We start from the raw sequence: 20,878 nt of genomic DNA on the forward strand, positions 1-20,878 counted from the left end.
CCGGGCCGGAGACGTCGCTACCGGGCGGCGCCGATGCGGCCGCCCACGGCGCCGAGGCCGATCACGGCGCCGTCCGGGCCGGGCGCGGTCGCGGTGATCACGACCTCGTCGCCGTCCTCCAGGAAGGTGCGGACCGAGCCGTCCGGCAGTTTGACCGGCTCCTCACCGCCCCAGCAGAGTTCGATCAGCGAACCCCGCTGGTCGGGCGAGGCGCCGCTGACGGTGCCGGAGGCGTAGAGGTCGCCGGTGCGCAGCGACGCCCCGTTGGCGGTCATGTGGGCGAGCATCTGCGCGCCGGTCCAGTACATGCCGGCGAACTCCGGCCGGGACACGACGTGACCGTTGAGCCGGACCTCCAGGCGCAGATCGAGACCCCACGGCGGGGCACCGGCGTCGTCCAGGTAGGGCAGCAACGGCACGGTCCGTGCCGGCGGCACCACCCGGGCGTGATCCAGAGCGGTCAGCGGGACGATCCACGGCGAGATCGAGGTGGCGAACGACTTGCCGAGGAACGGGCCGAGCGGAACGTACTCCCACGCCTGGATGTCGCGGGCGGACCAGTCGTTGACCAGGCACACCCCAAAGACGTGCTCGGGGAATCGGCTCATGTCGACGGGCCGGCCCAACGTCGATCCGGCGCCGACGACGAAGCCGAGCTCGGCCTCGATGTCGAGACGCCGGGACGGCCCGAAGGTGATCTCACCGTCGGGGCCGCGCCGCTGGCCGGACGGGCGGACGACCTCGGTGCCGGAGACGACGACGGTGCCGGCCCGGCCGTGGTAGCCGATCGGCAGGTGCTTCCAGTTCGGGGTCAGCGGGTCCTGGCCGGGACGGAACATCCGTCCCAGGTTGGTCGCGTGCTGCTCGGAGGCGTAGAAGTCGACGTAGTCGGCGACCGTGAACGGCAGGTGCATGATCGCGTCGCGGGCCGGCACCAGGGCGTGCGCGAGCAGGTCACGGTAGACCTCCTCGGTCAGCCAGGTGGTCAGCCGGGCGCGCACCTCGGCCCAGACCCGCGGGCCGGCGGCGAGCAGGGCGTCGAGCGACGGCCCCGCGACGGCGCCGGCCAGCTCCGGGGCCAGGCGGCGGGCGGCCGCCGGAAGGTCGATGATCCACTCGCCGACGGCGACGCCGGCGCGCGGGTGCGGGTCGCCGGGCGTGCCGAACACCCCGTAGGGCAGGGTGGCGACGCCGAACGGGTGGTCTGCCGGGATGCCGAGCCAGGTCAACGCAGATCCTTTGAGAGAAGTCCGTATCGCAGCAGGCCGTCGACCGGCTCGCTGATGCTGCACGTGCCGAAACTGATGAAATGGTGCCGGACCGCCTTGGCCACGACCTCGTCGATCGCGGCGACCGCGGCCGCCACCCGTGCGCCGTCCTGGTCGGCCAGCGCCCGCTCGATCGCGTAACCCTGCAGGGCCCGGGTGGTCGCCAGGAGGACGTTCAGATAGCCGTGATGTTCAAAACCGGTCACCGGGTCGCGATGGCGGATCGGATCGTGCAGCCCGGCGGTCAACTTGAACGCGAGCCCGCCGCGCACCGCGTACCAGATGGCCTGCGCCAGCTCCTCCTCGGACGGGAACGCCTCCGCCCGTACCCCACCGGTCCTGATCTTGAGGCGGAGGCCGGCGTCGCGCAAGGCCGCGACGCGCGTCGCGGTGATCTCCGCGCAGGGGATCTCCTGGTACGCCGGAAGCGTCCCGACGAGGCCGGTCCTCGTGCTCTCCACCGCGACGATCTCCACAGCCGGGTGTGCGGGCAGCTCGGCCCCGCCGTCCGGAAGGACGAGCGAGACCGGCAGCGCCGGGCCGCCGTCCGCCGCGGACCTTTCGGCCGCGGCGGTCAGCTCGCCCCAGCGTGCCAGTGAGCAGACGAACGGCCCGAGCAGCGGCGCCAGCGGCGACGCCCGCCGTTCCCGGTGCGCGGTGACGGCGGCGGGCATCGGCAGATTGCCGGGCGGAAAGATGGCCGCGTCGTCGAACAGGCCCGTGAACAGCGGGTTCACGATTTCCGCGCCCAGGTCCAGGCGTAGACGCCGTCGTCACAGACCCGGCCCGCCTCGCCGAGGCCGAGCGGCCGGAACGTGTCGACCATGACGGCCAGCTCGTCGAATCGTTCCGCGCCGAGGCTGGCCTCGATCGCGCTCGGCTGGGGGCCGTGCGAGTGCCCGCCCGGATGCAGGGAGACCGAGCCGACGTTGATGCCGGAACCCTTGCGGGCCTCGTAGTCGCCGCCCACGTAGAACATGACCTCGTCGCTGTCGACGTTCGCGTGGTAGTACGGCACCGGCACGGCCAGCGGGTGGTAGTCGACCTTGCGCGGCACGAAGTTGCAGATCACGAAGTTGGCGCCCTCGAAGACCTGGTGCACCGGCGGCGGCTGGTGGACCCGGCCGGTGATCGGCTCGAAGTCGGCGATGTTGAACGCGTACGGGTACAGGCACCCGTCCCAGCCGACCACGTCGAACGGGTGGTGCGGCACCACGTACACGGTCCCGGCGAGCCCGGCCGGGCCGTCGCCGCGATGCTTGATGTAGACCTCGACGTTCTCCCCCTCCACCGACTGCGGAGCGTTCGGGGTGCGCAGGTCGCGTTCGCAGTACGGCGCGTGTTCCAGGAACTGCCCGTACCGCGACAGGTAGCGCTTCGGCGGGGCGATGTGACTGTTCGCCTCGATCGCGTACAGGCGCAGCGGCCCGTCCCCCGCCGGCACCCAGCGGTGCGTGGTGGCCCGCGGGATGATCACGTAGTCGCCGGGCCCGACCTCCAGGTCACCGAAGACCGTCTCGACGGCGCCCGTGCCGGCCTCGACGTAGACGCACTCGTCACCGGTGGCGTTGCGGTACAGCGGCGAGGCCGTGCCCGCGACCACGTAGTTGATCCGCACGTCGGCGTTGCCCAGGACCAGCCGCCGGTCCCGGACCGCGTCGCAGCTCTTCCACTCCTCGCCCTCGAAGAGCGCGTGCAGCTTGAGATGGCGGGGCAACAGCGGCTGGTTGGCCTCGGTCGCCTGGTCGGGCAGCTGCCAGATCCGGGCGCCGACGACCGCCGACGGGACGTGCCGGTGATAGAGCAGCGACGAGTCGGAGGAGAAGCCCTCCTCCCCCATCAGCTCCTCGTAGTAGAGCTTGCCGTCCGCGTCACGATGCTGGGTGTGCCGTTTGGCCGGGATGCTGCCCGCCCGCTGATAGTGCGCCATGAGACCTCTCCGTTGAGATCTGACTCAGAAGTTGCCGCGCTTCGCCTGTTCCCGCTCGATCGCCTCGAACAGGGCCTTGAAGTTGCCCTTGCCGAAGCCGAGCGAGCCGTGCCGTTCGATCAGCTCGAAGAAGACGGTGGGCCGGTCACCGATCGGCTTCGTGAAGATCTGCAGCAGATAGCCGTCCTCGTCCCGGTCTACCAGAATTCCGCGCTTCTGCAGTTCTTCGATCGGAACCCGGACTTCACCGATACGCGCGCGCAGTTCCGGGTCCGAGTAGTACGAGTCGGGCGTGGCGAGGAACTCGACGCCCTCCTCGACCAGGGCGTCCACCGCGCGCAGGATGTCGTTGGTGGCCAGCGCCAGGTGCTGCGCGCCGGGGCCGCCGTAGAACTCCAGGTACTCGTCGATCTGCGACTTCTTCTTGCCGATCGCCGGCTCGTTGAGCGGGAACTTCACCCGGTGGTTACCGGACGCGACGACCTTGCTCATCAGCGCCGAGTAGTCGGTGGCGATGTCGTCGCCGATGAACTCGGCCATGTTGGTGAAACCCATGACCCGGTTGTAGAAGTCCACCCACTGGTCCATGGCGCCGAGCTCGACGTTGCCGACGATATGGTCCAGCGCCTGGAAGATCCGCTTCGGGGCGCCGGGACGCTTGCGGTACGCCGAGGTCCGGGCGACATAGCCGGGCAGGTACGGGCCGGTGTAGTGGGTGCGGTTGACCAGGGTGTGCCGGGTCTCGCCGTACGCCGCGATCGCCGCGATCCGGACGGTGCCGAACTCGTCGGAGACGTCGTGCGGCTCCTCCAGCACGGTGGCGCCCTGGGCACGGGCGTGCTCGACGCACTTGTCGACGTCCGGCACCGACAGGGCGATGTCGGTGATGCCGTCGCCGTGCCGGGCGTGGTGGGCGATGACCGGGCTGTCCGGGTGCACCCCGCCGTTGATCACGAAGCGGATGGCGCCGCTCTTCAGCACGTACGACATGTGGTCGCGGTTGCCGGTCTCCGGCCCCGAGTAGGCGATCAGCTCCATGCCGAACGCGGACTGGAAGAAGTGCGCGGTCTGGGTGGCGTTGCCGACGGCCCAGACGATCGCGTCCCAGCCGGTCACCGGGAAGGGGTCGCCGGCCGAGTCGTACTCGACCAGTCCGACGAGCTGCTTGAGCGTGTCGAGGTCGAGCTCGGCGAGACGCTCCTCGCTGGTCAGCGTGTCATTGACAGACATCCTGCTCCCTTTCCGCGTGCCTTGCTGATGCCCACAGAATGGTGAGACGCCGCTCACTGCACAACAAGTACATTCACGGCCGAGCAGATTGCCCAGAACGGATCACCAAGGCCGCCGCTAGCTGAGCAGTCTGCTCAGTCTTCGGTCGCTGGGCAGACGCCCACGCCCTTCAGACAATTGTCAACCCGGCGGCGTCTATCCGACGGAGGATGGCGGCAACCCGGTCGAAACACGTCCTATTGGTGGATGACTGAAGAAGAGCGACCGGCCTCCCCACTGCGGACGGCCGTCCATCCGGCGTCACCCGCCGGCAGGGAACTCATGCGCACCGAGGTGCAGCGGGCCGAGGTGACCGACGTCGAGGGATGGTTCCACTGCTTCGGCGGCCTCGTCGACGCGCGCCAGGCGACCGCGGTGCTGGTCGGGTCGGTGCATCAGGACGACGACGAGCCCAACGCCAGGCAGTACGTGGTCCGGCTGCACCTGCCCGGCGGCGACACGGTGACACTGCGGCTCGGACCGTACGACGACGCCACCTTCGCGCACGCGGTGGCGGAGACGGTGGTGCGCCGGCTCTTCGGCTGAACCCCTTCGGCCGAGGAGCCGGCGTCACCGTTTACCGCCTGCTCTCCCGCGCGCTTTCCTCAGCGCTCTCCTGGCTGACCCTCTGCGCCGGGATCTTCGGTTCGCCGGCCGTCCGGCCGGTCAGCTCGGCGAACAGCTTCTCCCAGTGCGCGGCGATGACGTGCATCTCATACTGAGCGCCGGTGGCACGCGCGGCCAACCCCATCGCCTCGCGCTCCTGACTGTTCTCGATCAGGCGCGACATGCCGGCGGCCAGACCCTCCAGATCCTCGGCCGGAACGAGCACGCCGTTGCCGCCGTCGTCGACCACATCGGCCGGGCCGGTCGGGCAGTCGAACGACACCACCGGCAGACCCGCGTTCATCGCCTCCAGCAGGACCATCGGCAGGCCCTCCTTGCGGGAGCTGAGCACGAAGATCGACGACCTGGTGAGTTCCGCGTCCAGGTTCCGGGTCGTCCCACGCAGATGGACCACCTCGTCCAGACCGCGTTCGGCGATCATGGCGGTCAGCTTCTTCCGCCACTTGCCGTCACCGAAGATGTTGAGCTGCCAGTCCGGGTGCTTCTCGTGGACCGGCACGAACGACTCGATCAGCAGATCGAAGCCCTTCTGCCGCTCCAGCCGCCCGGCGGCGATCAGCGTCCGGTCCCGCTCGGCGTCGGGCGCGCCGGTGCGAGCCGGGATGCCGTTCGGGATGCGGACCAGCCGGACCGCGTCGCCGAGCGCCTCGCGGTAGTCGGCGAGGTCGGCCTGCGTCAGCACCGACACGGCGTCCAGCCGCGGATAGGCGCGCTTGATCTGTGCCTGCAGCCGCAACCGGTAGCTGCGGTAGTTCATGTGGTCCTGACCGATACGGATCAGCTTGCGCGGCCCGAACCAGGCGGACAGCAGGTTGAGCGCCGGCCGCGTCGAGATCAGCACCGTGCCCTTCTCCTGGGCGCGCATGTAGCGGATCACCAACAGGTCGACCTGGGGATCCCAGCGCTTGTACCGGAAGTCCCGGCCGTGCGGCATCGGGTTCGGCATGCGACGGGTCTTGCGCCACAGCCGGGAGTTGGTGCCCGCCTCGTCGGTCCACCGCGAGCCGTCGGGGCGAAGGTCCGTCACGGACACCAGCCGCACCCGTGGATCGAGCGTGAAGGCGGGCACCTCGGAGGTCCGGTACACGCTGGCGATCTCGACGTCGTGGGTGGCGCACAGCGCGTTGGCCTGATTGAAGACCGTACGGATGGTTCCGCCGATCCCGTACGCGTTGTGCAACAGATACCGAATGTTCACGGGCACAACCTATGTTTCGCTGTCAATCGGCGCTGTCCCTCGAATCGGGCATCCCGCCGATGACTACCGGCCGCCGGGCCTGACGCTCATCCATGTCGGGTGCGAACTCGCATGCCACAAGGCGGCTGGAGCTTCCAGGTCGCCCGCAGCAGAGGCCAAGCTAGCAGCGCGGATGCCGGGCACGAAATCGATCGTCTGACCGTCTTCGGACGGCGGTTCGGAGGACGGGCCCATCCGCGACACCGCTAGGCACCAACAGACAGCAACGACATCTCGGGCTGTATCGGTCACATCCGCGTGCTTTTCCAGCCCTGAATGTGGCCTTGACCACCCATTCCACCTCGGCCCGGCCGTCGGTCTCCGGCCGGCGCGGCCGTCGGGCCGCGCGGCTACGACAGGAGTCGCTCGAAGCCGGCCGCGGCTCGGGAGGCGACGAACTCGGTCACGGCGTACTCGGCGAGGCCGAGCCGGCGGAACGGATCCTCGGCGAGCCGGCGCTCGAGATCCTCCGCGGAGAGGCCGCCGGCCAGGATCACGCCACCGACGCGGGGCACGCGCCGGCCGGAGGCGATGAACACCCCGTCGGCATACTGCCGGTCCAGCCAGGCGATGTGATCCTGCAGCGCCTCGTCGACCCGGGCGAGGTCGGCCCGGTAGGTAAGTACCACCACGAACATTGCATGATCGTAAATGACGGTGGACGCCCGGGCCCGCCGGTGGGCCCGGCGCATGGGCGACGACGTGCAGAACTCCCTCGCCGTGGACCTCGACCGTCTGGCCACCCTCGCCGAGACCCCGGCCCGCTGACCCGACCGTCGCGTCACGACGAGGCGCGCGGCAGCCACAAGCCCCGGCCGGACGGGTGGGTTCCATCGGCGCGGCGCCCGCGCGGGAGGCTCATCGAGCGTCGGTGAACTCCAGGGAGCCGAACTCCCAGTACGCCCGCAGGGCGGAGAGCCTGCCGTTGCCGTCGCCCCGGTAGGTGAACACGCCGCGCACGACGGCGGTCTGCCCGCCGGGCAGGCTCATGTGGATCGAGCCCACGTCGGCCACCTCGTCGCCGCAGAGGTACGACCGCTCGATCTCGAAGCGGAGACTGTCCACCTGGGCGATCACGGTGTCGTAGAAGACCGCGATGGCCGCGGCGCCGCGGTGCCCGGCGCCCGCGGGATCGAGCGGCGACGGACCGACCGGGTCCTGGACGATCGCGTCCGGCGTGAACAGACCGAGCCAGGCCTCCCGGTCGTTGGCGCCGGCCGCCGCCTGGGAACGGCGTGCCAGGTCCCGCACTGTCGCGACCGCTTCCGTCATCACCGGTCTCCCGTCATGCGGCCGCACTCGCGGGCTGTCCCCCAGCGTCCTCGTGACCACCGCCGTCACGCCAGTAGAACAGGTTCTATCGAAGGAGGTCAATCCGGTGGTGTGATCCGCCGCGCCGTCTGAGCTGGAGGCGTGCACGGCAACGCCCGACGCCCTGTCATTTGCGGGGATGGCTCCAGGCGTTCCCGGTCACGGGTGAGCTGGAACCGCGTCGTTCCACTGTGATGCGCCTGCCAGCCCGCGCCGAGCGCCTCCCGGACGATCTTCGCGACCAGAGCCGGCGCGATGGGGTTCAGCTCGAACACTTCGGCCGCCCGGCCGGCAGGTGCGGTGATGATCGGCCCGTAGTTCAGCCATGGGTCGTCGAAGGCCACCATGACCTCCAACGCGCCGCCGCGCCGGGGTGCGTCGTGCCAGACCTTGACCCTGACATGGCCAGGATCCACCAGGCCGACGGTCCATCGGTAGGCGATGTCCTCGACGACGATGCTCCTGATACGGGACCGGGCCACGACGAAAGAGTAGGCGCCATCCGCTTGTGCCGCGATGACGCGTTCGCGATTCCGGCCGCAGCAGGTTCGGCGGAAGGCGCCGTCCGACCACGGTCTGACGGTCACGTTCATACCGTGCTCCGACGCGCCGGGTGTCACCGATGGGCCACTGTCGATCTCATGACGGAACCGCGTTTTCCCGGCCGCTGGCTCGGCGGCGTCGCACTCGTTCTCGGCCCGCTGCTCATGTCGACCGGGGTCCTGCTCCGCGCTGGGCGCGACTTCTTCTTCCCCGAGCAACTCGCCGCGTACGCCCAGCACCCGGCCTTGATGCTCACCGCCTACAGCTGCTTCCTCGCCGGCAACGTGCTGCTGTGGCCCGCCGTCGCCGTGCTCGCTCAGCGCATCGGCGCGACAAAGCCGATCATCGCTGTCTGGGGCGGGGCCCTGGCGACGTTCGGCCTGTTCGCCCGAACCTTCCACGCCGGAGTCGACCATCTGGCATTTCAGCTGGTCCGGGTCCAAGACCTGCCGACGGCGACCCAGGCGGTGGCCGACTCCTACACTGCCTACCACATCATCAGCGCGCTCTCCGTGGCGATCATGGCAGGCTGGATCGTGCTCGCGGTCGGCGCCTGGCGCGCCCGCGTCCTCGGCCTGCCCCGGGCGATCGCCCTGGCGGCGATGTCCGCACTGCCCCTGGGCGTACTCAAGGGCACCACCCCGCTGTCGATCATCGCCGTGGCCGGCCTGATCGTGGCCCTGATTCCCCTGGGGGCGCGGGTTCTCCGGGAAGGCCAGACGCCCCGTCCACGTGCGGTCGCCGGCTGGTGCGGCGCGGTCCTGATCGCCGGCGCCGCGATGACCATCCTCGGCATGCTGGGCTGACACGGACTCCGCCCTTGTTTCGCCATCGACACATGCCTATGATTCAGCCACCCCGAAAGTTAACATCCCCGCAACATCAAACAACGTCGAAGCGGTTCGACAACTCTATGTGTCGATCGGCGGGCCTCGTCGACCGTTCCCTTCGCATGCCCGCACACGGTCGCATGCATCCGCCTCGGACAGAAACGCGCTGCGACGCAATGAATCGAAGGCGCCGCCTTTCCCGCCGGGCACGGCCACACCGGTGGTCACGCCGAGCGCCGACGCCGCGCAGTCAGCCACGTCGATCAAGTTGGTTTCCACGCCTCCAGACCGAATGCAGGGAGATACCGATGGGCTCACAATCGAGGAAGGTCCGGTTCGCGTTTCTTGCCGCCGCTCTGACGCTGACCGGATCCGTGTCCGGCGTGACGAGTCCGGCGTCGGCCGACGTCGCGGCCCCACTGAACGCTTCGCAGCTTGTCGCCGACATGGGCGCGGGCTGGAATCTAGGAAACTCGCTGGAAGCCAGTGCCAACGGAATCCCCAGCGAAACGGCATGGAACAACCCGATCGTAACGCAAGCTCTTGTCGACAGGGTGAAGGCGGCGGGATTCAAGACGATCCGCATCCCGGTGTCCTACCTGGGCCACATCGGCCCCGGCCCGAATTACACGATCAACCCCTCCTGGCTGAACAGGGTCCGAGAAGTCGTCGACTACGCCCACAACCGAGGCCTGTATGTGCTGATCAACATGCATGGAGACGGCTACAAAACCGTCTCCGGATCCTGGCTGATCTGTGATTCGACTTCCCAGACGACGATCAGGGACCGGTACCAGAAGGCATGGCAGCAGATCGCGACCAGGTTTCAGGGTTACAGCGATCGCCTGATCTTCGAATCCATGAACGAAAACTTCGACGGGCAATACGGCCGCCCCACTCAACCGTGCTACTCGAACATCAACGCCTACAACCAGATCTTCGTGGACACCGTGCGGAGAACCGGGTCGAACAACAGTTCAAGGTGGCTGCTCGTCCCGGGCTGGAACACGAACATCGAGTACACCGCGGGCAACTACGGCTTCGTTCTTCCGACGGACCTGAATCGATCCTCAACCATTCCCAGCAATGAGCAGAGGATCATGATCTCGGTTCACTATTACGACCCGTGGGACTTCACGGGAACGGAGGACGGCACCATCACGCAATGGGGGCCGGCCGCGACCAACCCGTCGAAGAGGTCGACCTGGGGACAGGAAGACCATCTGGACGCGCAGTTGAAGAAGATGTACGACACTTTCGTCGTGCGAGGCTATCCGGTGTTCGTCGGCGAATACGGCGCCATCGACAAGACGTCGTTCGACTCCTCGAACAACAGGTACCGTGCCGACTTCGCGCGCACATTGGTGGCCACTGCCAAAAAATACGGAGCGGCCACCGCCTACTGGGACAACGGTGTGAACGGGCAGTACGGGTTCGGGCTGTTCAACCGAGGCTCTGCCACGGTGACCCAGCAGGGCATTGTTGATGCCATCATGAGCGCCGTCGGCAGCGGCCCGGCCCAACCGTCGCAGCGGTATGAGGCGGAGACCGCACCGGCTGTGTGCCAGGGCACCATCGATGCGAATCACGCCGGCTACTCCGGCACCGGATTCTGCAACGGAAGCAACGCGATCGGCGCCTACGCTCAGTTCACGGTCAACGCGTCCGCGGCCGGCCCGGTCACGGTGCGGATCCGGTTCGCCAACGGCGCCACCGGCGCACGGTCAGCGAACCTGGCAGTCAACGGAATCGCGGTCTCGACGGTCTCGTTCGAGTCCACCAGCACGTGGGCAAGCTGGACCACCAAGTCCGTGACCGTCACGCTGAAGGCCGGCGCCAACACCATCCGGCTGGATCCGACCACGGCAGCCGGGCTGGTCAACGTCGATCGCCTGGACGTCGGTGCGGCCTCCGCCTGACGGCCGAGCTCTCCGGAGCATGGCCTCTCCCGTTCGGCAACCGGATCGGTGAGCGGAGCCGGCCCGTCAGCGGAGCCGGCCCGTCAGCGGAGCTGGCCCCGCTCACCGACGTGACTCAGAGCAGTATCTCAGCGAGGGTGTCCACCTGCCGAGGATCGTCGGCGTAGCAGTACAGCACGAGCTCGTCGGCGCCGAGCTCGCGGTAGGCGGCGGCGGTCTCCGCGATCTGCGCCGGATCGGTCAGCGGTTCGCCCCATCCGGGCCGGCCCGTGAACGCGTAGTAGCCGGCCACGGCACGGCGGCCCCGCTCCACCGTCTCGCGTGGGCCGACCGCCACGTTGATCTGGCAGACCAGGCGCGGCCTTCCCGGCCGCCCGGCGTCCGCCCACTCCTGTCGCACCGTCTGCACCAGTGGGCCGGCCCAGGTCAGCGGGGCCGCGCAGATGAAGCCCTCGCCGTACCGGGCGACCCGGCGCAGCGCGGCCGGGGCGAAGCCGCCGATGAGGATCGGCGGGCCGCCGGCGGTGGCCGGGCGGGGACCGATGGTGGCGGTGCGGAACTCCCCGCCCCGCCAGATCTCCCGCATCGCGGTCAGCTGGGCGTCGAGCATGCGGCCGCGCTGCTCGATCGGTGTCCCGGCGGCCGCGTGGTCGTCCTCGCGGCCGCCGATGCCGACACCCAGCACGAAGCGGCCGCCGGACATGCGATCGATCGTGGCGACCTGCTTGGCCAGCAGTGCCGTGCCCCGCAACGGACCCAGCAGGACCTCGGTCTGCAGGCGGATGCGACCGGTGGCGCCGGCCAGGACGGCCAGAGCGGTCAGCGGCTCAGGATTGTCGAAGGCGAGCCGGTCGAGCAGGGCGAGGGTGCCGAAGCCGGCGGCCTCGGCCGCGCGGGCCCAATCGAGCAACCGCTCGGGGGCGCTGATGGGCAGGCCCAAACCGTAATCCATGATGTTCTCTCCGAACGTAGGCGGCAACCAGCGAGTCGCCACCTCCTGCCCGGTGAGGTGCGGGCCCCGGGGTTGTCTGCGACGTGGTTCTCGGCCCGGGAAGCGGAGTCCCGGCGAGCATAGGCGCCACCTCGCGGCGGCGAAACCTCATTTCCCGCCGGGATTCGTGGGCGGCGGGCGATGAGTTCCGCCCGCCTCGCAGGTCTACACAGACGCCTCGATCAGTCCGGGGCGGCAAGCGTCACTTCCTGCGAGCTGAGGACACACCATGACCGTCGTCGACACCGCACCTGCCACGGCCGCGCCCCGGTTGCACCGGACGTTGTGGGTGATTCAGGTATTCCTAGGGGTGTTTCTCGTCGTCGCTTCGGCCGGGCCCAAGCTGTTCGGTGAGGCGTACGCCGTCCAGACCTTCGAGGACATGGGCGCTCCCACGTGGTTCCGCTACTTCGTCGGGCTGGTGGAGCTGGCCGGTGGTGCCGGACTGCTCGTGCCGCGCCTCGCCGGGCCCGCCGCCGTGGGCCTCGCCCTGCTGATGGTGGGTGCGGCCATCACGCAGGCCGCCATCCTGCACGGCGGCGCGCTGGTGATCACCCCCGTGGCGTTGTTCGCCCTCTTCGTGTTCATCGCCTGGGGCCGCCGCGACTCGCTCAGCCGCCTCCTGAAGCGGTAGGAGAACGGCGAATCACCGGCCGCCGGCGCCGCCTGCCGTGCTCCCGGATGTCATCCGGCACGGAGTGTGCGCAGAGCCGCGGTGAACGCGGGCAGGTGGTCGCCGAGACCGGCGAAGAAGGCGGCGTCGCACGCCTCCACCGCGACCACGGCCTGATTGGCGAGGTCACGGCCGGCTTCGGTGACGGCCACCGCCCGGGCCCGCCGGTCGGTGGGATGGGCCGGCCGGTGGACCAGGCCGCGGCTCTCCAGGGTGCGCAGCACCTGCGAGGTCATCATCGCGTCGGTGGCGGCCATGTCGGCGAGAGCTTTCTGGGTGACCGGGCCGGCCGGGCCCAGATAGGTGAGCGTCGCCAGCAGCACGAACTGCACATGGGTGATGTCGAACGGTTTCAGCGCCGCCCGCTGGGCGGCCTGCCACCGGTTGGTGACCTGCCACAGCAGCAGGCCGGGGCTGTCGTCGGCGCTGTCGTGCCGCGACGCCAGCGTCACGATGGCACCCGCGGGGAGCGCATGGCCGCGTGGATCCGCTCGAAGTCGCCGTCGGTGAGACGCAGCAGGCCGCGGCGCAGCTGGACACCCCAGCCCGCCCGGGCGGTGAGGTCCAGGCCCAGCGACCGGATCGGTGTGTCGACCACATCGGGAAGGTAGTCGACCCGGCGCCGCCAGGGATGGAAGTCTCCCTCGTGGGCCTGCCAGATCTCGCCGTCGGCGACCACGCCGATTGCCGTGAACGCCTGCAGCGGGGTGCCGTCGCGCAGGCTGGTCCGCGGCGAGTAGTAGACGAGCCAGTCGCCCGCCGCGAGCCGGGCCAACCCGTCACGCCTGCCATGGCCGAGCTGGGCGATGCCCAGCTCGGCGCCGCGCTGGACGTGGTCGCGGCACACCACACCGAGCCAGCGCGTCATGCCCGCGCCCTCGCCGCGCGGGCCGCCCGCACGAACTCGGCGAAGGCCCGCGGTGGAACGTCAAAGATGATCTTGCCGGTGGTGGGCGTCCTCATGCATTTAGTATGCGCACTTACTATCTGGTCGTCAAACGCCGGCGCGGACGACGGCCACGATCGTGGCGGGAACGGCCGGCCGGCCCGCCGGGCCTTAGCATGTGGACACGCCTGTGGCGAAGCTTGTGGGCACGCCTGTCTGACCGGTTCGGCGGAGGTGTGGGTGCGGTTCGAGGTCCTGGGGCCGGTGCGGGTGCGCACCGATGCCGGCGAGGCGGCTCTGGCGCCGAAACCGCGGGCCCTGCTCGCCGTGCTTCTGGCCGCCCGCGGCCGGCCGGTCACCTCCGAGCGGCTGCTGGACGAGCTGTGGCCGGACGGCGCCCCGTCGACCGCGAGCGCGACACTGCAGATGCACGTGTCGGCGCTGCGCAAGGTCGTCGGCGACCGCATGCGGACCGCCCCGGGTGGCTATCGCCTGGACCTCGCCGGCGCGGGATTCGACGCCGCCGAGTTCGAGGAGAGCGGCGCGCTGGAGTTGTGGCGCGGGGACGCCTACGAGGGGGTCGCCGGGGCGCCCTCGGTGGCGGCCGACGCGGCCCGGCTCGGCGAGTTGCGGCTGGCGGCCCGGACGGAGTGGGGACGGCGGGCACTCGCCCAGGGCCGGCACGTCGCGGCCGCCACCGAGCTGGCGGCCTGGGCCGCTGAGCAGCCGGCCGCGGAGGGCCTGGTCAAGTTGCTCATGCTGGCGCTGTATCGGTCCGGGCGGGCCGGCGACGCGCTGGGCGCGTTCGGCCGTACCGGGGAGGCTCTCGCCCGGCTGGGGGCGCGGCCGGGTGGTGAGCTGGAAGCGCTCGCCGCGGCCGTGCGGAGGCAGGACCCGACGCTCGACCGGCCAGCGCCCGGATTGCCGGCGCGGCGCAGCCGCTTCATCGGGCGGCGGGCCGAGCTGGACCGGCTGATCGAACTGCTCGGGACCGCCCGGCTGCTGACCGTCGTCGGGCCGGGAGGAGCGGGGAAGACCCGGCTCAGCCTGGAGGTGGCCCGCGAGGTGGCCGGTGAGCACGACGCGGTGCACGTCGTCGAACTGGCCGAGCACCGTGACGGGCCGCTCGGCGCGCGCATGGCGGCGTCCGCCGGCGTCCGTGAGGAACCCGGCGTGCCCGTGCTGACGACCGTGGCGCGGCAGCTCACCGGGCGGGTTCTGGTGGTGCTCGACAACTGCGAGCACGTGCGGGCCGCCGCGGCGGAACTCGCGTACACACTGCTGGCGGCCTGCCCGGGAGTGCGGATCCTGGCGACCAGCCGGGAGCAGCTCGGCCTCGGCGGCGAGGTGATCTTCGCGTTGGGCGGGCTGGCCACACCGGCGCCGGACGCGACCGATCCGCACGCGGACGCGGTCCGGCTGCTCGCCGACCGGGTGGCGGCCGCACGCGGCGGTGTGGGGCTGGGCGCGGCCGAGCAGGCCGCGGCGGCCGAGTTGTGCCGGCGCGTGGACGGTCTGCCGCTGGCGATCGAGCTGGCCGCCGCCCGGCTGCGGGCGCTGCCGCTGTCCGAGGTCGCGTCCCGGCTGGACCGGCAGCTCGACCTGCTGAGCGGCACATCGCCGTCGGCACGGCACCGAACCATGCGGGCGGCGATCGACTGGGGGTACGACCTGCTCGACCTGCCGCAGCAGAAGCTGCTGCGGCTGCTCGGAGTGTTCGCCGGGGGGTTCGACCTGGCCGCCGCCGAGGAGGTCTACGGCGCCGACCCGATCGACACCCTGACGCAACTGGTGGACCGGTCGATGGTGGAGCACACCGGCGGGCGCTACCGGCTGATCGAGATGATCCGCGCGTACGCCCGCGAGCATCTCGCCGCCGACGAGCGCGTCATCGCGTACGGCAGGCTGGCCGGTCTCTGGGAGAGCCGCCTGGCGGCGCCCCCGCCGTCGGACGGACCGGCGCACGCCGCGTGGCTCGAAGGCATCGCCGCGGACCATGACACGATCGTGGCCGCGATCGACTGGGCGTTGCGGGACGGCGACCCGGAACGCGGACTGACACTCGCGACCGGAATGTGGTGGTACTGGTGGATCGCCGGCCGGATGGCCGAGGGCCGCGAGCTGCTGGGACGTGCCCTCGCGGCGGCTTCGGCGCAGTCGTCGGCGCTGCGCGGCCGGGCGTTGCGGGCGGCGGCCGCGCTGGCCCGCAACTCCGGTGACCTGGCGGAGGCCCGGCGGCTGGGCGAGGAGTGCCTGGCCACGTTCCGGGCGGTCGGCGACCGCGGCGGGGTGCTCGCCGCGCTGAACAATCTGCTGATCACCGCGCAGGCGCAGGAGGACTATCCGGCGTCGCTGGAGTTCGGGTTCGAGGCGTTGCGGACGGCGCGGGAGGCGTCGGACGCGCGGATGGTGGCGGCGGCGTCGAACAACACGGCCGGGACACTGCGCTGCATGGGCCGTCTCGACGAGGCGGAGCCGCTGTTCGCGCGGGCCCTTCAGGGGTTCCGGGAGCTGGGTGACCGGCGAGGCGAGGCGGCGGCGCTGACGAACCTGTCGGCCACCGACCGCCGCCGGGGACGGTCGGCGCCGGCCCGGTCGGCGATGCGGGAGGCCCTGGCCATCTACACCGAGCTGGGGATCGTCGAGGGCCAGCTCGACGCCGTCGAGGGGCTCGCGCAACTCGACGTCCTCGAGGGCGACGCGGCGGGCGGGTTGCGGCTGCTGGCGCTCGCCGCACGGGAGCGGTCGGCGCTCGGCGCGCCGAGCTTCACGCCCGACGAGATCGCCGACCGCGACGCGGCGGAGAGGACGGCGAGAGAGAGCCTGGGCACGGCCGGAGTCGCGACCGCCTACCGGGAGGCGAACGCGACCTCGTTACCCGATGTGGTGACAGCGCTGCTCGCGGTCTGAGCGTCTTTGGGATTTCTTTGGCGGCCTGCCTCATGGTCTTAAGCACCAGCCCGGCACCATCGCCAAGGAGACTCCCGTGAAGCACCGCCTCGTAGCCCTGACCGCCATCCTCGCCGTCGCGCTCACCGGCGGTTGCGGAGCCATCGGAAGCGCCGCCGCCGGTGGCGTCCCCATCGCGAAGACCGCCACCGCCGTTGCGACGCCGGCGGCCGGGGAGTCCGCGAAGGAGTCGGTGAAGGACGGCGGGGACCTGCCCGACCCGTGCACCCTGCTGGACTCCGGCGACGTCGCGGATCTCACCGGCCGTGAGGTGACCCAGGTCGACGAGGACGGCGGCGGCAGCGGGGACACGACCCGGCACTGCCAGTGGCAGCAGTCCGGCGGCCAGGTCGCGATCTTCCTGACCCGCACCACCGCCGAGGACTTCGACGTCACGATCGCCGAGGCCGAGTGGGTGGACGGGGTGGGCCAGGACGCCTACGCGCACTCCGGTCACCTCTACGTCCTGCACGGCACGGTACAGATCGACGTCTATTCCCGCGGCGCCTCCGACGAGCAGAACCTGGACGACGCGAAGGAGATCGCGCAGGCCCTGATCCCGCTGATCTGAGCCCGCCGGGCGGCGCCCGCGGCTCACGTGCTCCCTGACGCCCGCCGGATCGCGGTCGGGGTGGCGCCGAACCAGCGGCGGCAGCAGCGGGTCAGGGCGGACTGTTCGGAGAGGCCGAGCAGTCCCGCGACCTGACCCAACGGCGTGTCGGTGCCGGTCAGGTAGCGGTGCGCGGCGGCCCGGCGGACGTCGTCGAGGACGGCGGCGAACGTGGTGCCGTGGGCGCGCAGGCGCCGCTGGAGCGTCCTCGGATGCAGGTTGAGCAGGGCGGCGATCGCGCCGATCTCGGCGGGCGCGGTGCCGAGCGTCTGGACGAGCGCGGCGTGCACCTGCTGGGTGATGCCGGGGCCGGTCCGCGCCGCCTGTTCGGCGAGGAACGCCAGCGCCAGGTGGCTCAGCTGCGGATCACCGCGGTCGAGGGGGTGCCGCAGCAGCCCGGCCGGCATGCGCAGCATCACCGACGGGCGCTCGATGCGCACCGGAGCGCCGAAGAAGTCCTGGTAGGCGGTGAGCGGCGCCCGCGGCCGGTACGGCAGTTCGACGCTGCGCAGATCATAGGGGCCGATCAGGGTGATGATGGCCCGGTGCAGGAACCCGAGGCACAGGTCGGTGCCCTGGACCGGTGCGGGACGGCCCCGCCCGATGTCGTAGCGCAGGGCGACGGTTCCCGGCTGGCCGTACGGGTCCGCCTCCAGCGTGAGGCTGTGCGCCTCGGCGTGCACGAACAGGTACCGCGAGGTGCGTTCCAGGGCGTCACCGGCGGTCGGCGAGTGCTGGATGGCCAGGGCGAGCGGCCCGAGTGTGCCGAGATCCTGCCGCACGGCGACGCGCAGGCCCAGGTCGGGGCAGCTCAGACAGTGGGCGGCGACCTCGAGCGTGCGCGCGAGGGCGTCGTCGTTGACCAGCATGTCGTCGGCGTCGAGCGCCGCCGCGGGAAGGCCGGCGGCGTGCGCGTAGGCCTCGGCGTCGCCGCCGAGTTCGGCGACCGTGGCCCGGAAGCCTCGTAGCCCTGCGGACCGGATCAGCGGCATGTCGTACAGGGTCAAACAGTTGTCGTGTCAGGTCAAGAGCGTGATCGATGTTCTCCGCACACTGGAGCGCATGGCAGACGTGGCTGAGCCGGTGGAACACCTGGACGTGCTCATCATCGGCGCCGGGATCTCCGGCATCGGCGCCGCCCGGTACCTCAGGACCGAGCTTTCGGCGAAGACCTTCGCGATCCTGGAGGCCCGCGCCGCCTCCGGCGGGACCTGGGACCTCTTCCGCTATCCGGGCATCCGCTCCGACTCCGACCTGCACACCTTCGGGTACGAGTTCAAACCGTGGCGGGACCGGCAGTCCATCGCCGACGCGCCGCGGATCCTGTCGTACCTGCGCGAGACGATCAGCGAGAACGGTCTCGGCGGGGCGATCCGTTACCACCACCGGGTGCTGGCCGCCTCCTGGTCCAGCGAGCGGGCACGCTGGACGGTCGAGATCGAGCGCACCGACACCGGTGAGCGCCTGCTGCTCTCGGCGGGGTGGCTGTTCTCGGCGAGCGGCTACTACCGCTACGACGAGGGGTTCACGCCGGTGTTCTCCGGCCGCGACCGGTTCCGCGGCCCCATCGTGCACCCGCAGCACTGGCCGGAGGACCTCGACCACACCGGCAAACGGGTCGTGATCATCGGAAGCGGCGCCACCGCGGTGACCCTGGTCCCGGCCATGGCGGACACCGCGGCGCACGTGACGATGCTGCAGCGGACGCCGTCGTACGTGATGCCCGTCCCGCGCGAGGACGCCCTGGCCGAACTGCTGCGGAAGATCTTCGGAGACCAGCGGGGGTATGCGCTGGCTCGTCGCAAGAACATCCTCAAGCAGCTCGCGGTCTGGCGGTTCTGTAAGCGGTTCCCGACGGCGGCCCGCCGGCTGATCCGCTGGGTCAACACCCGGCAACTGCCGGACGGCTATCCGGTCGACGAGCACTTCAACCCGCCGTACAGCCCGTGGGACCAGCGGCTGTGCGCGGTTCCCGACGGCGATCTGTTCCGGGCGATCCGGCACGGTCAGGCCTCGGTGGTGACCGACCGGATCGTCACGTTCACCGAGAACGGCGTGCTGCTGGAGTCCGGCCGGGAACTGGAGGCCGACATCATCGTCACGGCGACCGGCCTGAACGTGCAGGCGTTCGGCGGCGTCACCGTGACCGTGGACGGGGAGCCGGTGCTGTTGCGTGACACCGTCGCCTACAAGGGCGTGATGCTGTCCGGCGTGCCGAACCTCGCCTACGCGATCGGCTACACCAACTCCTCGTGGACGCTCAAGATCGGGCTGCTGTGCGAGCACTTCTGCCGGTTGCTGGCGCACATGGACTCCCACGGCTACGACGTCTGCCGTCCCGAGCTCGCCGACCCGGCGATGCCGACCCGGCCGTTCCTGGACTTCGCCGCCGGCTACATCCAGCGGGTCGTCGGCGATCTGCCCCGGCAGGGTGACCGGATGCCGTGGCTGACCTCGATGAGCTACTCCTCCGACGTCAAGCTGCTGCGCTCCGATGACGTCACCGACCCCGAACTGCACTTCACCCGCGTCGCGGACCGATCGGGAGTGGGAGCGTGACCGCGGACGAACTCGCCGGGGCCCGGCGAGGGGCAGGCCTCCACGGCCGCGTCGGCGAGCCGCGAGTCCCGCGGTGAGCGGCGCCCGCCACGCGCCGGTTCCGCCACGCCAGTACCGGCTTCGTGCCAGGCCGGAGCGCGGGCGGAACTGACCCGGTCACCGCGTTCCTAGACTGCCGCCACACCCGGTGCTCGGCAGGGAGGGAACGTGTCGGATCAGAACGCCACACCGCCGGCGGCCACAGGGCGCCGCTGGTTCGTCGCGGCTCTGCTGTTCATGGTGATCGCGGCCGTGGCGGGTGGCGCCGCACTGTCCCGGACGCGCGGCACGGAGGCCGGCACGGGCCTCGGCCCCGAGCCGGAGACGTCCACCCCGGCCTCTGCCCCGGGCGCCGCTCTCTCCGCCGCCGCCGGCCCGCTCCCGGACGGCCCCGCGTCCGAGCCAGAGCCCGAGCCCGAGCCGAGCAGGGGTACGCCGAAGCCCCCGGCCACCACGCGCGCGGTGTCCGGCACGACGTCGCCGGCGCCGGCCCGGCCGGTCATCGTCCACTTCCGGGTCGTGTCACCGCCGGCCTGCCCGTCCGGCACCGACCAGGTGCGCCACGAGGGTGACCCGGTGATCCTGGAGTGGCAGGTCACCGGCGCGGACCGGACCACTCTGGCGGTCGACGGTCCCGGTCACTACGCCGAGTACGGCGTCACCGGCTCCACGCGGGTCAACTTCCCGTGCGGCGGGGAGCCGGGCAGTTATCAGGCGCACACCTACACGCTCACCGCGTTCGACGGCGACGCCACGATGTCGAAGACCTTGACGGTGCGGGCGCGGGTGCAGGAGATGGCCGCCACCTGATTCATCCGCCGCCCGGCAGCGTGAAATACCGAGGAACGGCCATCCGCCCCGGCTCGCCTCGCAGCGACGGCCTTTGATGGGCGCCCCTGCACGAGACAGCGGCTTGGCTCACAGAGCTTGCGTGAGCAGGGCTTTTAGGGCAACCTAACGAAGGTAAGGCTAAGCAAATCGAAGGAACCCACGCTCGATGTACGCCTGTATCTGTCTTCAAGTCCGCGAGCGTGTGGTCCGCGCCGTCATCCGCGCCGGTGCGCACACGGAGGAGTCCGTCGGGGACGCCTGCGGCGCCGGAACGGGTTGCGGCAGTTGCCTGGACCGGATCTGTGACCTGATCGAAGAGGAGACCGTCGACACGCGCCTGCCATTGGTCGCATAGCGTCACCAAGCGGTTACGATCAACCCCAGTTAGCCATAACTGGGGGTATTC

General features: G+C 70.6%; 21 protein-coding genes. 9 read left to right on the forward strand and 12 right to left on the reverse strand.

Translation table 11 applies throughout. The features are described 5' to 3' along the window. Nucleotides 1-17 precede the first annotated feature (17 nt). From fahA to hppD, 4 genes are read right to left on the reverse strand one after another with little or no spacing between them, the layout of a single operon-like run. Entirely contained in the window at nt 18-1,229 is a 1,212-nt protein-coding gene (gene fahA / locus QLQ12_RS12690; RefSeq protein WP_282759639.1) for a fumarylacetoacetase, read from the reverse strand. After that, a complete protein-coding gene (locus QLQ12_RS12695; RefSeq protein WP_282759641.1) occupies nt 1,226-2,005 on the reverse strand; it encodes a hypothetical protein in 780 nt (259 codons plus the stop codon). The genes fahA and QLQ12_RS12695 overlap by 4 nt, the downstream gene beginning before the upstream one ends. Continuing rightward, nucleotides 2,002-3,198 (reverse strand): homogentisate 1,2-dioxygenase, encoded by a 1,197-nt coding sequence (locus QLQ12_RS12700; RefSeq protein WP_282759643.1) that lies wholly within the window; start codon nt 3,196-3,198, stop codon nt 2,002-2,004. Before QLQ12_RS12700 ends, QLQ12_RS12695 begins: the two co-directional genes overlap by 4 nt. A gap of 24 nt (nt 3,199-3,222) precedes the next feature. Beyond that, nucleotides 3,223-4,428, reverse strand: coding sequence for a 4-hydroxyphenylpyruvate dioxygenase (gene hppD, locus QLQ12_RS12705; protein ID WP_282759644.1), 1,206 nt, complete (start codon nt 4,426-4,428; stop codon nt 3,223-3,225). 246 nt (nt 4,429-4,674) lie between these two features. Between hppD and QLQ12_RS12710 the strand changes: the two genes are divergently transcribed. Then, on the forward strand, nt 4,675-5,013 hold the full coding sequence (locus QLQ12_RS12710) for a hypothetical protein (protein ID WP_282759645.1): 339 nt from the start codon (nt 4,675-4,677) through the stop codon (nt 5,011-5,013). A 31-nt stretch (nt 5,014-5,044) separates the two neighbouring features. Here QLQ12_RS12710 and QLQ12_RS12715 read toward each other — a convergent pair whose 3' ends face one another. From QLQ12_RS12715 to QLQ12_RS12730, 4 genes are all read right to left on the reverse strand, one after another. Next, the gene (locus QLQ12_RS12715) at nt 5,045-6,292 is read right to left on the reverse strand and encodes a glycosyltransferase family 4 protein (protein WP_282759647.1); all 1,248 of its coding nucleotides are present in this window, start codon (nt 6,290-6,292) and stop codon (nt 5,045-5,047) included. A gap of 389 nt (nt 6,293-6,681) precedes the next feature. Beyond that, nucleotides 6,682-6,969, reverse strand: coding sequence for a YciI family protein (locus QLQ12_RS12720; protein ID WP_282759649.1), 288 nt, complete (start codon nt 6,967-6,969; stop codon nt 6,682-6,684). A 220-nt stretch (nt 6,970-7,189) separates the two neighbouring features. Continuing rightward, a complete protein-coding gene (locus QLQ12_RS12725) occupies nt 7,190-7,603 on the reverse strand; it encodes a nuclear transport factor 2 family protein (protein ID WP_282759651.1) in 414 nt (137 codons plus the stop codon). Nucleotides 7,604-7,701: 98 nt separating this feature from the next. Beyond that, nucleotides 7,702-8,235, reverse strand: coding sequence for a hypothetical protein (locus QLQ12_RS12730; protein ID WP_282759653.1), 534 nt, complete (start codon nt 8,233-8,235; stop codon nt 7,702-7,704). 48 nt (nt 8,236-8,283) lie between these two features. Here QLQ12_RS12730 and QLQ12_RS12735 point away from each other — a divergent pair, with 48 nt between their 5' ends. Next, a complete protein-coding gene (locus QLQ12_RS12735) occupies nt 8,284-8,991 on the forward strand; it encodes a hypothetical protein (RefSeq protein ID WP_282759654.1) in 708 nt (235 codons plus the stop codon). 332 nt (nt 8,992-9,323) lie between these two features. Further along, nucleotides 9,324-10,934, forward strand: a complete 1,611-nt coding sequence (locus QLQ12_RS12740; protein WP_282759655.1) for a cellulase family glycosylhydrolase — start codon at nt 9,324-9,326, stop codon at nt 10,932-10,934. Between the two features lie 115 nt (nt 10,935-11,049). Here the strand turns inward: QLQ12_RS12740 and QLQ12_RS12745 are convergent, their stop codons facing one another. Beyond that, on the reverse strand, nt 11,050-11,886 hold the full coding sequence (locus QLQ12_RS12745; RefSeq protein ID WP_282759657.1) for an LLM class flavin-dependent oxidoreductase: 837 nt from the start codon (nt 11,884-11,886) through the stop codon (nt 11,050-11,052). Nucleotides 11,887-12,154: 268 nt separating this feature from the next. Here QLQ12_RS12745 and QLQ12_RS12750 point away from each other — a divergent pair, with 268 nt between their 5' ends. Then, nucleotides 12,155-12,559, forward strand: a complete 405-nt coding sequence (locus QLQ12_RS12750; RefSeq protein WP_282759659.1) for a DoxX family protein — start codon at nt 12,155-12,157, stop codon at nt 12,557-12,559. Nucleotides 12,560-12,609: 50 nt separating this feature from the next. Here QLQ12_RS12750 and QLQ12_RS12755 read toward each other — a convergent pair whose 3' ends face one another. Beyond that, nucleotides 12,610-13,050, reverse strand: a complete 441-nt coding sequence (locus tag QLQ12_RS12755; RefSeq protein WP_282759661.1) for a MarR family winged helix-turn-helix transcriptional regulator — start codon at nt 13,048-13,050, stop codon at nt 12,610-12,612. Continuing rightward, nucleotides 13,047-13,466, reverse strand: a complete 420-nt coding sequence (locus QLQ12_RS12760) for an EVE domain-containing protein (RefSeq protein ID WP_282759662.1) — start codon at nt 13,464-13,466, stop codon at nt 13,047-13,049. Before QLQ12_RS12760 ends, QLQ12_RS12755 begins: the two co-directional genes overlap by 4 nt. 258 nt (nt 13,467-13,724) lie before the next feature. Here QLQ12_RS12760 and QLQ12_RS12765 point away from each other — a divergent pair, with 258 nt between their 5' ends. Beyond that, nucleotides 13,725-16,394, forward strand: a complete 2,670-nt coding sequence (locus tag QLQ12_RS12765; protein ID WP_282759663.1) for a BTAD domain-containing putative transcriptional regulator — start codon at nt 13,725-13,727, stop codon at nt 16,392-16,394. A 76-nt stretch (nt 16,395-16,470) separates the two neighbouring features. Then, nucleotides 16,471-17,004 (forward strand): DUF3558 family protein, encoded by a 534-nt coding sequence (locus QLQ12_RS12770; RefSeq protein ID WP_282759664.1) that lies wholly within the window; start codon nt 16,471-16,473, stop codon nt 17,002-17,004. 23 nt (nt 17,005-17,027) lie between these two features. Here QLQ12_RS12770 and QLQ12_RS12775 read toward each other — a convergent pair whose 3' ends face one another. Then, complete coding sequence (locus QLQ12_RS12775; protein ID WP_282759666.1) at nt 17,028-18,035, reverse strand: AraC family transcriptional regulator; 1,008 nt, start codon at nt 18,033-18,035, stop codon at nt 17,028-17,030. Between the two features lie 70 nt (nt 18,036-18,105). On the opposite strand from QLQ12_RS12775, the gene QLQ12_RS12780 reads away from it, so the two are divergent. The 3 genes from QLQ12_RS12780 (at nt 18,106) to QLQ12_RS12790 (ending at nt 20,827) form a co-directional block, all read left to right on the forward strand. Then, nucleotides 18,106-19,602, forward strand: a complete 1,497-nt coding sequence (locus tag QLQ12_RS12780; RefSeq protein WP_282759668.1) for a flavin-containing monooxygenase — start codon at nt 18,106-18,108, stop codon at nt 19,600-19,602. A 207-nt stretch (nt 19,603-19,809) separates the two neighbouring features. Further along, nucleotides 19,810-20,451 (forward strand): hypothetical protein, encoded by a 642-nt coding sequence (locus QLQ12_RS12785; protein ID WP_282759670.1) that lies wholly within the window; start codon nt 19,810-19,812, stop codon nt 20,449-20,451. Between the two features lie 187 nt (nt 20,452-20,638). Then, entirely contained in the window at nt 20,639-20,827 is a 189-nt protein-coding gene (locus QLQ12_RS12790; RefSeq protein WP_282759672.1) for a (2Fe-2S)-binding protein, read from the forward strand. Nucleotides 20,828-20,878 lie beyond the last annotated feature (51 nt).

This window comes from Actinoplanes sandaracinus, assembly GCF_030009775.1.
GTDB classification, from domain to species: Bacteria; Actinomycetota; Actinomycetes; order Mycobacteriales; family Micromonosporaceae; genus Actinoplanes; species Actinoplanes sandaracinus.